The organism is Pseudomonas sp. 4CAES_32.4 (genome assembly GCF_058136335.1).
Window position 1 is genome coordinate 2,038,964 of the sequence record NZ_CM176882.1, and the last position, 13,948, is coordinate 2,052,911.

The 13,948-nt window shown below is 61.2% G+C and carries 9 protein-coding genes; 3 read left to right on the forward strand and 6 right to left on the reverse strand.

All coding sequences use genetic code 11. The features are described 5' to 3' along the window. Positions 1–263: 263 nt before the first annotated feature. From AC3Y64_RS09360 to AC3Y64_RS09375, 4 genes are all read right to left on the reverse strand, one after another. Positions 264–1,925 carry a bifunctional protein-serine/threonine kinase/phosphatase gene (locus tag AC3Y64_RS09360; RefSeq protein WP_489987205.1) on the reverse strand — a complete coding sequence of 554 codons (1,662 nt, stop codon included), beginning with the start codon at positions 1,923–1,925 and terminating at the stop codon, positions 264–266. Between the two features lie 7 nt (positions 1,926–1,932). Then, positions 1,933–3,144 (reverse strand): nitrate/nitrite transporter, encoded by a 1,212-nt coding sequence (locus AC3Y64_RS09365; protein WP_158958432.1) that lies wholly within the window; start codon positions 3,142–3,144, stop codon positions 1,933–1,935. Positions 3,145–3,481: 337 nt separating this feature from the next. Further along, entirely contained in the window at positions 3,482–4,057 is a 576-nt protein-coding gene (locus AC3Y64_RS09370) for an ANTAR domain-containing response regulator (protein ID WP_007916390.1), read from the reverse strand. A 15-nt stretch (positions 4,058–4,072) separates the two neighbouring features. Continuing rightward, entirely contained in the window at positions 4,073–5,284 is a 1,212-nt protein-coding gene (locus AC3Y64_RS09375) for a CmpA/NrtA family ABC transporter substrate-binding protein (protein ID WP_489987206.1), read from the reverse strand. 223 nt (positions 5,285–5,507) lie between these two features. Here AC3Y64_RS09375 and AC3Y64_RS09380 point away from each other — a divergent pair, with 223 nt between their 5' ends. After that, on the forward strand, positions 5,508–6,527 hold the full coding sequence (locus AC3Y64_RS09380) for a quinone-dependent dihydroorotate dehydrogenase (RefSeq protein ID WP_489987207.1): 1,020 nt from the start codon (positions 5,508–5,510) through the stop codon (positions 6,525–6,527). A 257-nt stretch (positions 6,528–6,784) separates the two neighbouring features. On the opposite strand, the gene rmf is transcribed toward AC3Y64_RS09380, so the two are convergent. Then, positions 6,785–7,000 carry a ribosome modulation factor gene (rmf, locus tag AC3Y64_RS09385; protein ID WP_003223300.1) on the reverse strand — a complete coding sequence of 72 codons (216 nt, stop codon included), beginning with the start codon at positions 6,998–7,000 and terminating at the stop codon, positions 6,785–6,787. 532 nt (positions 7,001–7,532) lie between these two features. Here rmf and rlmKL point away from each other — a divergent pair. Together rlmKL and AC3Y64_RS09395 are read left to right on the forward strand one after the other, a co-directional pair. Further along, positions 7,533–9,803, forward strand: coding sequence for a bifunctional 23S rRNA (guanine(2069)-N(7))-methyltransferase RlmK/23S rRNA (guanine(2445)-N(2))-methyltransferase RlmL (gene rlmKL / locus AC3Y64_RS09390; protein WP_158954665.1), 2,271 nt, complete (start codon positions 7,533–7,535; stop codon positions 9,801–9,803). A 145-nt stretch (positions 9,804–9,948) separates the two neighbouring features. Then, a complete protein-coding gene (locus tag AC3Y64_RS09395) occupies positions 9,949–12,330 on the forward strand; it encodes a sensor domain-containing diguanylate cyclase (protein ID WP_489987208.1) in 2,382 nt (793 codons plus the stop codon). A 137-nt stretch (positions 12,331–12,467) separates the two neighbouring features. Here the strand turns inward: AC3Y64_RS09395 and dacB are convergent, their stop codons facing one another. Then, positions 12,468–13,928 (reverse strand): D-alanyl-D-alanine carboxypeptidase/D-alanyl-D-alanine endopeptidase, encoded by a 1,461-nt coding sequence (gene dacB, locus AC3Y64_RS09400; protein WP_158954669.1) that lies wholly within the window; start codon positions 13,926–13,928, stop codon positions 12,468–12,470. Between the last annotated feature and the right edge of the window lie 20 nt (positions 13,929–13,948).

A 13,948-nucleotide genomic window follows, 5' to 3' on the forward strand; every position in this document is an offset into this window, starting at 1 on the left:
CTGGTCCCGTTCTCTCGGGAAGCGCAGCCTTCGTCGTTGAAGGTTGGGCTTTATGTGTGTGTTGAATGGGGTAATGCAGTGGTTGTGCCAACTAGCAATGGCGCCGTAATTGCTTGGCTGATGGCTCGATTGGAGATGTCTCGCTGCACTCTCTGGAGGCGTGTTGCGCTTTTTTGGAGCGCGGGATCAAAAGATCGCAGCCTTCGGCAGCTCCTACAGGTGTACGCAATCAACTGTAGGAGCTGCCGAAGGCTGCGATCTTTTCAGCGCTGATGAAACAACAAAACCAGCAGCACCAAATTCCCGAGCAAAGCCACCAACGCCACCGTGCGCCAGACCTTCAACGGCTCGCGCTCCAATAAAGGCCGAGGCCGCACGCTCAGACTGCGCCGCTCACCCTGTTCCAGCACCAGCAGCCATTCTTCAGCGGTTTCAAACCGTTGTTGCGGATCAGCCGCCACCCCGCGCTCCAGACTCTGCGCCAGCCAGTCCGGCAGATCGGGCCGATAGCGACTGGCGCTCACCGCGACACCAAATCGCGGCCGTTGAAACGCTTCGATCTCGCCATAGGGAAAATGCCCGGTCAGCAGGAAATACAGGGTCACGCCGACCGCATACAAATCCTGCTGCGCACTGGGCGGATCACCGCGAAACGCTTCCGGGGCGATGTAACTCGGGGTTCCCGGCAACGTCGACGGCGCGTCTTCGGACAGCCCCGGGCAATACGCCAAGCCGAAATCCAGCAGGCGCAATTCACCGTCGTCACCCCAATGCAGGTTTTCCGGTTTGATGTCGCGATGCAGAATCTGCCGCCGATGCAGCAGGCCGACCGCACGCAGCAGGCGTTCGGCGATGTCCTGCCATTGCGCCAAGGGTAAAGGCCCGAGCTGTGCCAGAGTCTTGCCGGAATATTCCCGCATCACGTAGTACAAATGCTGACGCTGGCTGCACGGGTGGACTTCAGGAAAATGTCGCCCGGCCACACGTTTGAGGAACCATTCCTCGGACAGCAGCGCTTGCCCGGCGTAGGAATCGTCAGCCGAACGTGTGGGCAGGGTTTTCATCAGCCATGCCTGACCTTGGGCATCCAGCACCCGATACAGCAATGATTGCTGGCTCTGCGCGACAATGCTTTGCACTTGCCAGCCTTCAAACGGTTGCCCAGGTTTCAGCGGCGGCGGCAGTGGCCATTGCTGCAAATGAATCAGTGCATCGCCGATGCTCGCCTCACCGACAGCATCAACCCGCACCAGCAAAGCGCTGGCATTGTCCTGACTGCCAGCCAGATGCGCGGCGTTCACCAGCGTCTGTGCGGCGCTGTCGAGATCCGGCTGGTCGCGCAGAATAGCGGCAATCGCGGTGTCGCCCAGCGTCGACCAGACACCGTCGCTGAGCAGCACAAAGCGTTCGCCTTCGCGCAGTTCGCCGTCGAGAAAATCCAGCACCAGATGCTGATCCAGGCCGAGCGCACGCTTGAGCACATGCTGCATGCCCGGCTGCTCCCAGACATGATCTTCGCTAATCCGCTGCAAACTGTCGGCGTGCCAGCGATACACCCGGCAATCGCCAACATGGGCCAGGGTGAAGCGCCGACCGCGCATGACCAACGCGCTGACCGTGGTGAGCAGCGGCTGACCGCCGCCATTGGCCTGCAACCAGCGATTTTGCGCGAGCAGCAGACGGTCCAGTGCCTGGGCCACGCTCCAGGTTTCCGGCGTGGCGTAGTAGTCGAGCGCCAGGGCCTGCAAGGTCGAACGCGCGGCGAGCCCGCCATCGGCGCACTGGCTCACGCCGTCGGCGATGGCGAACAGATAACCCTTGCTCGCCGCCAGCGCCGGGGCCGGAGTGACCGAACGCAGAGCGTCCTGATTTTCCGCACGCGGACCGGTGGCGCTGGCTTCGGCAAAGCTCAGTTGCAGGGCCATCGAAGACTCAGACCCGCGCCGCCGTCACCGCCGCCGAACCCCAAGTGGTTCTCCAGCGACGCTTGACGCCGTGCAGACCAAACCACGCCAACACGCCGAGGCTGGCGAACAACCACAGGGCCAATTGATAGCTGCCGGTGCTTTGCTTGATCGCGCCCATGCCAGCGGCCAAAGCAAAACCGCCGATGCCGCCGGCCATGCCGATCAGCCCGGTCATCACGCCAATCTCCAGGCGAAAACGCTGCGGCACCAATTGGAAAACCGCGCCGTTGCCTGCGCCTAATCCGAGCATGGTGCAGACGAAAAGGGCGAGTGCCGCGTAGGAACTTGGCAGGTTGAAGCCGACGGCAGCGATGCAGATGGCCGCAACGGTGTACATCGCCAGCAAGGTGCGGATGCCGCCGAAGCGATCAGCCAGCGCGCCGCCCAACGGCCGCATCAGGCTGCCGCCGAACACGCAAGCGGCGGTGTAGTAACCCGCCGTCACCGGGCTCAAACCGTATTGATCGTTGAAATAGCCGGGCAGGGCGCTGGCCAGACCGATGAAGCCGCCGAAGGTGACGCTGTAGAAAAACATGAACCACCAACTGTCGCGGTCGCCCAAGGCTTTGAAGTAGTCGGTCATGGCTTTGGCTTTCGGGCGCTCAGGTGCGTTTTTTGCCAGCCAGGCGAACAGCACCAACGTCAGGATCAGCGGAATCAGAGCGAAGCCGAACACATTGCTCCAGCCGAACGCGGCGGCGAGCACTGGCGCGAGCAGCGCGGCGAATACCGTACCGGAGTTGCCCGCGCCGGCGATGCCCATGGCTTTGCCCTGATGCTGTGGCGGATACCATTGCGAGGCCAAGGGCAGGGCGACGGCAAACGATGCGCCGGCCATGCCGAGGAACAGACCGAGGATCAGCGCCTGTTCATAACTGTGGATGCCGAGTTTCCAGGCACCGAACAGCGCGCAAATCACAATGACCTGACCGATCAGTCCGGCGGTTTTCGGTGACAGGCGATCGGCGAGCATGCCCATGATGAAGCGCAGTACGGCACCGGCGAGGATCGGCGTGGCGACGACGAGGCCGCGTTGTTGGGTGGTCAGGTGCAGGTCGGCGGCGATCTGCACCGCCAACGGGCCGAGCAGATACCAGACCATGAAACTCAGGTCGAAATAGAGGAAGGCCGCGAACAGTGTCGGGGTGTGGCCGGATTTCCAGAAGCTTGAATTCATCGCGCACCTCAGCTGAAAAGAGTCTCGAAAGGAGTCATGCAACAGCAGGTGGGGCGCCGCCACGGCCGCACCACCGGCCCCGGTCTGTGGGGCCAAAACGCAAAAACGCCGCTACCTGATGCGCCGGTTGGGCGAACGGGTGAGCGACGTCTTTGTCGTGGGTGGGGCAACCGCCGTTGGTTACCTGTGCGTTTTACATAGCGAGATTTGTGCCAACAGGTTGAGACCGAGATGCGGCCCATCGCTGGCAAGCCAGCTCCCACAGGTTCTGTGGTGTTCACAAATTCTGTGGGAGCTGGCTTGCCAGCGATGAGGCCCGTACAGGCCCAGCAAAACCTCAGCCGAGCAACTCACTCATCGCAATAATCTGCTCCGCCACCTGAATCAGCTTCTGCTGCCGGCTCATCGCCTGCCGCCGCATCAGTGTGTAGGCCTCTTCCTCATTGCAGTCCTTCATCTTCATCAACAACCCCTTGGCCAGCTCGATACGCTTGCGCTCCGCCAGTTGCTGATCACGCGCCTGCAACTGCGCACGCAAGGCCTGATCACTCTCGAAACGGGCCATCGCCACATCGAGAATCGGCTGCAGACGCTGGGCGTGAATGCCTTCGACGATGTAGGCACTGACCCCGGACTTGATCGCCTGACGCATCACCCCCGGATCATGCTCATCGGTAAACATCACGATCGGCCGAGGCTGGTCGCGGCTGACCAGCACCACTTGCTCCATGACATCGCGGCTCGGTGACTCGGTATCGATCAGGATCACGTCCGGGCGCACCGTTTCGACGCGCGCGGGCAGGTCGATGGTCAGCCCGGATTCGTCGATCACCTCGAAACCGGCCTCGGTCAGCGCGGCTTTCAGGCGCCCGACTTTTTTCGCCGTGTCGTTGATCAGCAGAATGCGCAACATGTTCGCGGTCTCCTGTCAGCGGCGGGCGAGAAGGGCGACGTCGTCGCTCATCGCGTGCAGCTTGAAACTGCGCGCATAACCGGCGGGATCGCTGCCGTCCCAGATCTTGCCGTCGAGCAACTGGCTGCTGCGCATGTCGCTGCCCCACGCGGCAACGCCGAGCGCCGTGGCGGCCTCGCGATAGAGGTCGAGCTGCTGAACCTGACGGGCCACGGCGAGGTAGTCCGGATCCTCACGCAACAAGCCCCAGCGGCGGAACTGGGTCATGAACCACATGCCATCGGACAGGTATGGCACGTTCACTTCGCCTTTGCCGTGAAAACGCAGCGCGTGCGGATCTTGCCAACGATTACCAAGACCGTCGGCGTAGTCGCCGAGAAAACGTGGTTCGATGCAGGAAAGCGGCGCGTCGAGATACTCCGGCGCACTCAGCAATTGCGCGGTGCTGCGGCGGTTCTCCGGGCTTTCTTCGATAAAGCGGCTGGCTTCGAGGATCGCCATCACCAGCGCCCGCGCGGTGTTCGGGTATTGCTCGACAAATTCGCGGGTGCAGCCGAGGACTTTCTCCGGATGATCAGGCCAAATGGTCTGGCTGGTGGCGAGGGTGAAACCGAGATCCTGCTGCACCGCGCTGGCCGCCCACGGTTCGCCGACACAAAAGCCATCGATGCGCCCAGCCTGCAAGTGCGCGACCATTTGTGGCGGCGGCACCACCACGCTGTCGACGTCCTGCAGCGGATGAATGCCCTGACTCGCCAGCCAGTAATACAGCCACATCGCGTGAGTGCCGGTGGGAAAGGTCTGCGCGAAGGTCAGTTTTGCGCGGCTTTGGTGCACGTGGCGGTCCAGCGCTTCAGGACTGGTCACGCCGAGCTGTTGCAGACCGTGGGAAAGGTTGAGGCTCTGGCCGTTCTGATTGAGGCCCATCAGCACCGCCATGTCGGTCGGGGCGACCCCGCCGATGCCCAGGTGCACGGCGTAAATCAATCCGTACAGGCTGTGCGCGGCGTCGAGTTCGCCGCTGACCAAGTTGTCGCGCAGATTCGCCCATGAAGCCTGACGCTTGAGATTCAGCGTTAGCCCGTAAGGTTGAGCAAAGCCCTGAGTGGCAGCGACGACGACCGAGGCGCAATCGCTCAGCGCCATGAAGCCGAGGTTGATCGCGGTCTTTTCCGGGGCATCGCTGCCATTGACCCAGGCCAGCGGCCCTACCGAAGGTTCATTCATCCAGCGTTACCTCGAAAAAAAAGCGCCGCCGCAGACTTTGCACAGGCAAAACCCGGGACGACGCCATTGTCCTTGCCCGCACGCCGCCATTGGCCTGCCAGCTGATAACGATGAAGGTGCAAGGCATATGCCAGCGGCAGTGATTTGCGCGTGCGCCTCGCGCGGCAGGTCGATGCCCGGCTATAATCGCCGCCTCTTTTCGCCGCCCGAGTCATCGCTGCCCATGTACACCCTGGCCCGTCAGCTGTTGTTCAAACTTTCCCCGGAAACCTCCCACGATCTGTCACTGGATCTGATCGGCGCGGGTGGGCGTTTGGGCCTCAACGGCTTGCTGTGCAAGGCGCCGGCGAAGAAGCCGGTGACGGTCATGGGCCTCGAGTTCCCGAACCCGGTGGGTCTGGCGGCCGGTCTGGACAAGAACGGCGCGGCCATCGATGGCTTCGCGCAACTGGGTTTCGGTTTTGTCGAAATCGGCACCGTGACCCCGCGTCCGCAGCCGGGCAACCCGAAACCACGGATCTTTCGCCTGCCGGAAGCCGAAGCGATCATCAACCGCATGGGTTTCAACAACCTCGGTGTGGATAACTTGCTGGCGCGGGTCGCTGCGGCGAAATACCAAGGCGTGCTCGGTATCAACATCGGCAAGAACTTCGATACGCCGGTCGAGCGCGCGGTTGACGACTACCTGATCTGCCTGGACAAGGTTTACGCCCACGCCAGTTACGTAACCGTCAACGTCAGTTCGCCGAACACCCCGGGCCTGCGCAGCTTGCAGTTCGGCGATTCGCTCAAGCAATTGCTGGCCGACCTGGCCACACGCCGCGCCGAACTGGCCCTGCGTCATGGCAAGCATGTGCCGCTGGCGATCAAGATTGCCCCGGACATGACCGATGAAGAAACCGCGCAGGTTGCTCAGGCGTTGATCGAGACCGGCATGGACGCGGTGATCGCGACCAACACCACCCTCAGCCGTGTCGGCGTTGAAGGCATGGAGCATGGCGACGAGGCGGGCGGTTTGTCCGGCGCGCCGGTGCGTGAGAAGAGCACCAATACCGTGAAGGTGCTGGCGGGTGAGTTGGCTGGGCGGTTGCCGATCATTGCGGCGGGTGGCATCACCGAAGGCAAGCATGCTGCCGAGAAGATCACTGCCGGTGCGAGCCTGGTGCAGATTTACTCCGGCTTCATCTATAAGGGCCCGGCGCTGATCCGAGAATCCGTGGACGCGATCGCCGCCCTACGCTGATCCATAGGCACCACTGTTCCCTTGTAGGAGTGAGCCTGCTCGCGATAGCGGTCTGTCCGTCGCTGATGAAGTGACCGAAAGAAAGCTATCGCGAGCAGGCTCACTCCTACAGGTTTTGTGTTTGGCACAAATAATGTGGCAGGCATAAAAAAGGGCTCCTCGAAGGAGCCCCTGGGCCGTAGCCCGCCGTCCGGGAAGGACGTGCGTGGTTAATTCGTTACAAATTCAGATTGTCGTGTCGGAATTAATGCCCTGTGTCAGCCGACGGCGTGAAGTTCGTTGAGTCTGTGGATTCCCGCAGTGCCGGTCATACCGTCCCAGTTGTCGCCGCGTCCTTCTCGCCAGCCGTTAATCCAGGCTTGACGTACCGACGGTAGAGTAAATGGGCAAAGCTCACGGGATTTGCCACCAACGCCATATTGATATCCGCGCAAAAATGCTCTTTCCAACGGATCACGCTTAAGTCTTCTCATAGGGTGTTTCCCTCACTTGTTGACTGTTTTGTGTCGCGTTGACCTCAACTGAGGTCTGGCAGAAAAAACCTGCCATGGTGCGGCTCGCTGCCGGCGTCGCGAGCCAAGGTGTTGACGCCGTTGCGACGTCAACCTGTGCTCAGTTCTAACCAATGAGTCACAGCGATGGAATGACCGTTTTGTCATAAGGACGTAACGAAAAGGGTGCTATAGCGATAAGTAACTGCGTATTTATTGAATGTTTATTGGGCAAACCCCGGTATGATCGGCCCCCCGCTGGATGATGGGCTTAATTCTTTAGTGAGAATGACCCACGTTTGCGCTGGGGTACTATTCGACGAAGGGTCGCTTTAAGACTTTTTGTTGCATCAACTTTTTTATCTGTCCTGGCATCTAAGCTCTTTTAACCCGAGCAGCGGGGATGGAACGGCACACCTTCGTGCCACGCGGGCGTTCTTTTAGAAAAGCGCCTGATTGAAAACCGGGTCGGCAATGCGTTGCCGATTCACTAGCCAAAGGCTCTGGAAATACCATGTCCGACCGTTTCGAACTCTTCCTCACTTGCCCTAAAGGCCTTGAAGGCCTGCTCATCGAGGAAGCCGTCGGGCTTGGCCTTGAAGAAGCGCGCGAGCACACTTCCGCCGTGCGTGGCATGGCAACCATGGAAACCGCTTATCGCCTGTGCCTCTGGTCGCGTCTGGCCAACCGGGTGCTGCTGGTGCTCAAGCGTTTCCCGATGAAAGACGCGGAAGACCTCTACCACGGTGTGCTCGACATCGAATGGCAGGATCACATGCTCAGCGACGGCACCCTGGCCGTCGAATTCAGCGGCCACGGCTCGGGCATCGACAACACTCACTTCGGCGCCCTGAAAGTCAAAGACGCCATCGTCGATAAACTGCGCACCCCGCAGGGCGACCGCCCGTCGATTGACAAGCTCAATCCGGACCTGCGCATTCACCTGCGTCTGGATCGCGGCGAAGCGATTCTCTCCCTCGACTTGTCCGGCCACAGCCTGCACCAGCGCGGCTATCGCCTGCAGCAAGGTGCGGCGCCGCTGAAGGAAAACCTCGCGGCCGCCATCCTGATCCGCTCCGGCTGGCCACGCATTGCCGCTGAAGGCGGCGCGCTGGCTGACCCGATGTGCGGTGTCGGTACGTTCCTCGTCGAAGCCGCGATGATCGCCGCCGATATGGCACCGAACCTGCGTCGTGAGCAGTGGGGTTTTACCGCGTGGCTCGGTCACGTCCCGGCGCTGTGGAAAAAACTTCACGAAGAAGCCGTCGAACGCGCCGCTGCCGGTCTGGCCAAGCCACCGCTGTGGATTCGCGGTTACGAAGCTGACCCGCGCCTGATTCAACCGGGCCGCAACAACGTTGAGCGTGCCGGCCTGAGTGAGTGGATCAAGATCTACCAGGGCGAAGTCGCGACTTTCGAGCCGCGTCCGGACCAGAACCAGAAAGGTCTGGTGATCTGCAACCCGCCGTACGGCGAGCGTCTCGGCGACGAAGCCAGCCTGTTGTATCTCTACCAGAATCTTGGCGAGCGTCTGCGTCAGGCCTGCCTGAACTGGGAAGCGGCGGTGTTCACCGGCGCCCCGGATCTGGGCAAGCGCATGGGCATCCGCAGCCACAAACAGTATTCGTTCTGGAACGGCGCGCTGCCGTGCAAGCTGCTGTTGATCAAGGTTCTGCCGGATCAGTTCGTCACTGGCGAGCGCCGGACCCCGGAACAACGTCAGGCCGAGCGCGAGCAAGCGGCTTACGATCTGACCCCGGACGAGCCGCAAGAGCGCAAATTCAACAAGAACGGCAACCCGATCAAGCCGACGCCAGCCCCGGCACCGGTGATCGAGCAGCCGCGCTTGAGCGAAGGCGGGCAGATGTTTGCCAACCGTCTGCAGAAGAACCTCAAGGCCATGGGCAAGTGGGTCAAGCGCGAAGGCATTGATTGCTACCGCGTCTACGATGCCGACATGCCTGAATATGCAATGGCCATCGACCTGTACCACGATTGGGTGCACGTTCAGGAATACGCCGCGCCGAAGTCGATCGACCCGGAAAAAGCCTCGGCGCGCATGTTCGATGCGCTGGCAGCGATTCCGCAGGCGTTGAACGTCGACAAGAGCCGCGTCGTGGTCAAGCGCCGCGAGCGCCAGAGCGGCACCAAGCAGTACGAGCGTCAGGCTGCTCAGGGCAAGTTCAACGAAGTGACCGAGGGCGGCGTGAAGTTGCTGGTCAACCTCACCGACTACCTCGACACCGGTCTGTTCCTCGATCACCGCCCGATGCGCATGCGCATTCAGAAAGAGGCGGCCGGCAAGCGTTTCCTCAATCTGTTCTGCTACACCGCGACGGCCAGCGTGCACGCGGCCAAGGGCGGGGCGCGCAGCACCACCAGCGTCGATCTGTCGAAAACCTATCTCGACTGGGCGCGCCGCAACCTGTCGCTGAACGGTTACTCGGACAAGAACCGTCTGGAGCAGGGCGACGTGATGGCGTGGCTGGAAAGCTGCCGCGAAGAGTACGACCTGATCTTCATCGATCCGCCGACCTTCTCCAACTCCAAGCGCATGGAAGGCATCTTCGACGTGCAGCGTGACCAGGTGCAGTTGATCGACCTGGCCATGGCCCGTCTGGCACCGGGCGGCGTGCTGTACTTCTCCAACAACTTCCGCAAGTTCCAGTTGGAGGAGAACCTCGCCGAGCGTTACGCGGTCGAGGAAATCAGCGCGCAGACCATTGATCCGGATTTTGCCCGCAACACCAAGATTCACCGCGCCTGGAAAATCACGGCTCGTTGACGCTCGGCGAAATTGGATCCACAGAGCCTTGATTTTTAAAGGCTCCGTGGATCTTCCCGCGCTAGCTAAATTAGTGGCTAATAGCTATAACTCACACACGGTCAATGGGGTTTTCCCGTAAATGCTGGCGTAGTGAGTTGTTTTTATGTCGTTGCACCCCGTGCGCCCAAAAATTCTGGGTTTTATCAGCGAAGACGTCTCGGCCTGGCTGGTCGCGCTGCTGGTATTGCTCGCCGGCGGGATTCTCACGGGGCTGCTCGCCTGGGGCACGCTCAATCAGTTTCAGCAACAAACGCGTCAGCGCTTTCAACTGCTGGCCAATGAACGATACAGCCGTATCGAAGAGCGTTTTCAGGATCAAGAGCAACGTCTAGACGGTCTGCGCCGTTTCTTCGCCAACTCCGAATCGGTGTCCCGCGCCGAATTCGACGGTTATACCCGACCCCTGTTACTGCGTACCCAAGCCTATTCCTTTGCCCTGAAGGTCAGCGGTGCCGAGCGCGCAGCGTTTGAACAGCGCGTACGCGACGAAGGCCTGAGCAGCTTCACCCTGCGTGAACTCAACGCCCAGGGCGAACTGCAACTGGCGGACGTGCGCGATGAATACGTGCCGGTGCTGTATAGCCAGACCCAGAGCCGTCTCGGTTCACCCCTCGGCTATGACTTGCTGGCGCAACCATTACGCCGCGACACCCTGCAACGCGCCGATAAACTCAACAGCCTGGCAGTCTCGCAGCCGCTGCAACTGGTCAGTATCGAACCTTCCTACGCGCGCGGTGTGCTGTTGGCGGCACCCGTTATCCGCGAGGGCGAGCAGCAGTCGTTCGGTTACGTGATGGCGGTGATCAGCATGCGGCAACTGCTGGCCGACGGTTTGCCGGATGCCTTCCATGATTACCTGTCGGTGCGCATTCTCGACTTGTCGACCAATGATCAGCACGAGGTGTTGTTCGAGTCGACCAACGAACCGGCACCGAGCGATCTCGCCGCGACGCGATTGTTGCGCATGGCCGATCACGATTATCAGGTCGATATCCTGCCGAGCGATGCGTTCGTTCAAGGCAACCATTCGTCGGTTAACAGCGTGGTGATTCTCGGTGGCTTGCTCAGCTTGCTGCTCAGTGCGCTGTTGTATGTGCTGGTCAGTCAGCGTCAGCGCGCCTTGCGCATGGTCGAGCAGCGCACCCAGGAGTTGCATGAGCGCGAACAGGAGCTGCGCGGCACCCACGGCCAATTGCGCGGTGTTTTGAATGCGGCGACTCAAGTGGCAATCATCGCCACCGATCTGCGCGGGGTGATCAACACCTTCAACCCTGGCGCCGAACAAATGCTCGGTTACAGCAGCGCCGATGTCGTCGGCCACATGACCCTGGAAAACCTCCATCTGCCCCGCGAACTGACGGCCCGCGCTGCTGAATTGAGTTCGCGCTACGGCAAAAGCATTCCGACTTGCCACGCGATGCTGGTCGAAGGCGGCGAAGTCGGCGGGCACGAGGCGCGCGAGTGGACGCTGGTGCGTAGCGATGGCAGTCATATTCCGGTGAACATGCTCGCTACCCCGGTGCTCGATGAGCAGGGTTTGTGGGTCGGTCATCTGGCGATCTGCATCGACATCACCGAGCGCAAACGCGTGCACGAAGTGCTGGCGGCGCGGGATGTGTTGCTGAAGAAACTCAGCGCGCACGTGCCGGGCGGCATCTACCAGTTCAAGATGGAATTCGACGGGCGTTTCAGCGTGATCTATGCCAGCGATGGCATCCGCGAGATCTACGAGCTGGAGCCGGATGTGCTGCTGCTCAACGCCGAGGCTATCTTCACCCGGATTCATCCGCAGGACACCACGCGCGTGCGCTCGTCGATTCGCGCCTCGGCCGACAGCCTCAGCCCGTGGCGCGAGGAATACCGCGTGCAACTGCCTGCACGCGGCCTGCGCTGGGTGCGCGGCGAGGCGACGCCGGAAGAACTGCCGGGCGGCGGCGTGCTGTGGCACGGCTACATCTCGGACATTTCCGATCTGAAGCGCGTGGAAGAAGAGCTGCGCGCCTTGTCCGTGACCGATTCTTTGACCGGCATTCACAACCGCCGCTACTTCCAGGAACGCCTGACCACGGAAATGGCCCGGGTTGAGCGCGGCGGTGGCGAGCTGTCGGTGATCATGCTCGACATCGACCACTTCAAACGCATCAACGACCAGTACGGTCATGCCGTCGGCGACCGGGTGCTGCAAGCGGTGTGCGAGCGCATCGGTCACCGTTTACGGCGCACCGATGTGTTCTGCCGTTTGGGCGGCGAGGAGTTCATGGTGCTGTGCCCGGACATCGACGGCGAGCACGCGCACATGCTGGCAGTCGAGTTGTGGCAAGGCTTGCGCGGCGCGCCGGTGGATGTGGTCGGCGTGGTCACGGCGAGTTTCGGTATCGCCAGTTGGCGACCGGGGGAGGGCGCGGATGCGTTGCTGTTGCGCGCGGACTCGGGTGTGTACATGGCGAAGCAGCGCGGACGCGATCGCGTCGAGCAGATGAGCTGATCCTCGATACACCACAAACCTGTGGGAGCTGGCTTGCCAGCGATAGGGTCATTCCAGTCAGCCTATTCGTTGCCTGACACTCCGCTATCGCTGGCAAGCCAGCTCCCACAGCGTTTTGTGGTATTGCTAGAACGGCGTTACAGGACCGAAGCCGTCTGCGGCAAGCGCGGTTGCTTGTAGAGGTCCAGCAGCACCTGATCCAGCACCGACGATGCACCAAACGGCGCCTTGTCGTTGAGGATCGCCACCACCGCCCAGGTATTGCCATTCACGTCACGGCTGAAGCCGGCGATCGCCCGCACGGTGTTGAGGGTGCCGGTCTTGACGTGCGCTTCGCCGCGCATCGCCGTGGTTTTCAGACGCTTGCGCATGGTGCCGTCGGTGCCGGCGATTGGCAGCGAACTGATGTATTCGGCGGCGTACGGGCTGTGCCATGCGGCTTGCAGCATGCTCGCCATTTCACGGGCGCTGACGCGTTCGGCACGGGACAGACCGGAGCCGTTCTCCATCACTAGGTGCGGCGCGGTGATGCCTTTCTTCGCCATCCACTGACGCACTACACGTTGCGCCGCTTTCGCGTCGTCACCGTCGGCGTCGTTGCGGAAGCGCTGGCCGAGGCTGAGGAACAGCTGCTGGGCCATGGTGTTGTTACTGTATTTGTTGATGTCGCGGATGATTTCCGCCAGATCCGGCGAGTAGGCGCGAGCGAGCAGTTTGGCGTTGCTTGGCGTCGACGCCAGACGATCCTTGCCCTGAATGCTGCCACCGAGTTCTTTCCAGATCGCGCGCACGGCCCCGGCGGTGTAGGTCGCGTGATCGAGCAGCGACAGGTAGGTCTGCGAGCTGCAACCTTCGCCCAACTGGCCGGCAACGGTCACGGTCACGCTGCCATCGGCTTCTGGCACCGGGTTATAGCGCACGCCGCCGGTGCATTGCTTGGAGGGCAGGGCTTTAACAGTGTTGGCGATCTTTACGCTGGCGATCGGCGGCTCAACCGAAATCAGCACCCGGCCATTATCGTTGCGGGCGACAAAGCGCAGGGCCTTGAGGTTGACCAGCAACGAGTCGGGTTTGACCAGAAACGGTTTGTTCTCGTCATTGCCATCATCGTTGAATTCCGGCAGCACCGGCTGCACGAAGAAGTTGCGGTCGAGGATCAGGTCGCCGGTGATCTGGGTCACGCCGTTGGCGCGCAAGTCGCGCATCAGCAGCCAGAGTTTTTCCATGTTCAGCTTCGGATCGCCGCCACCCTTGAGGTAGAGGTTGCCGTTGAGGATGCCGCCGTTCAGGTCGCCATCGGTGTAGAACTCGGTTTTCCACTGATGGTTGGGGCCGAGCATTTCCAGCGCCGCGTAAGTGGTGACCAGTTTCATGGTCGAGGCCGGGTTGACCGAGACATCGGCGTTGAACACGGTCGGCGTGCCCGGGCCGTCCAGCGGCACCATCACCAGCGACAGGGCGCTGGGCTGCAATTTGCTCGCCTTGAGGGCTTTTTCGACGTTGGGAGTCAGGGAAGTATTAATGGCGGCAGCAGAAACATTCAGGGCCAGAGGAAGAAGGAGGCCGGCGAGAAAGAGTGGACGCAACGATTTGATCATATGAAATAAAACCCTACAGC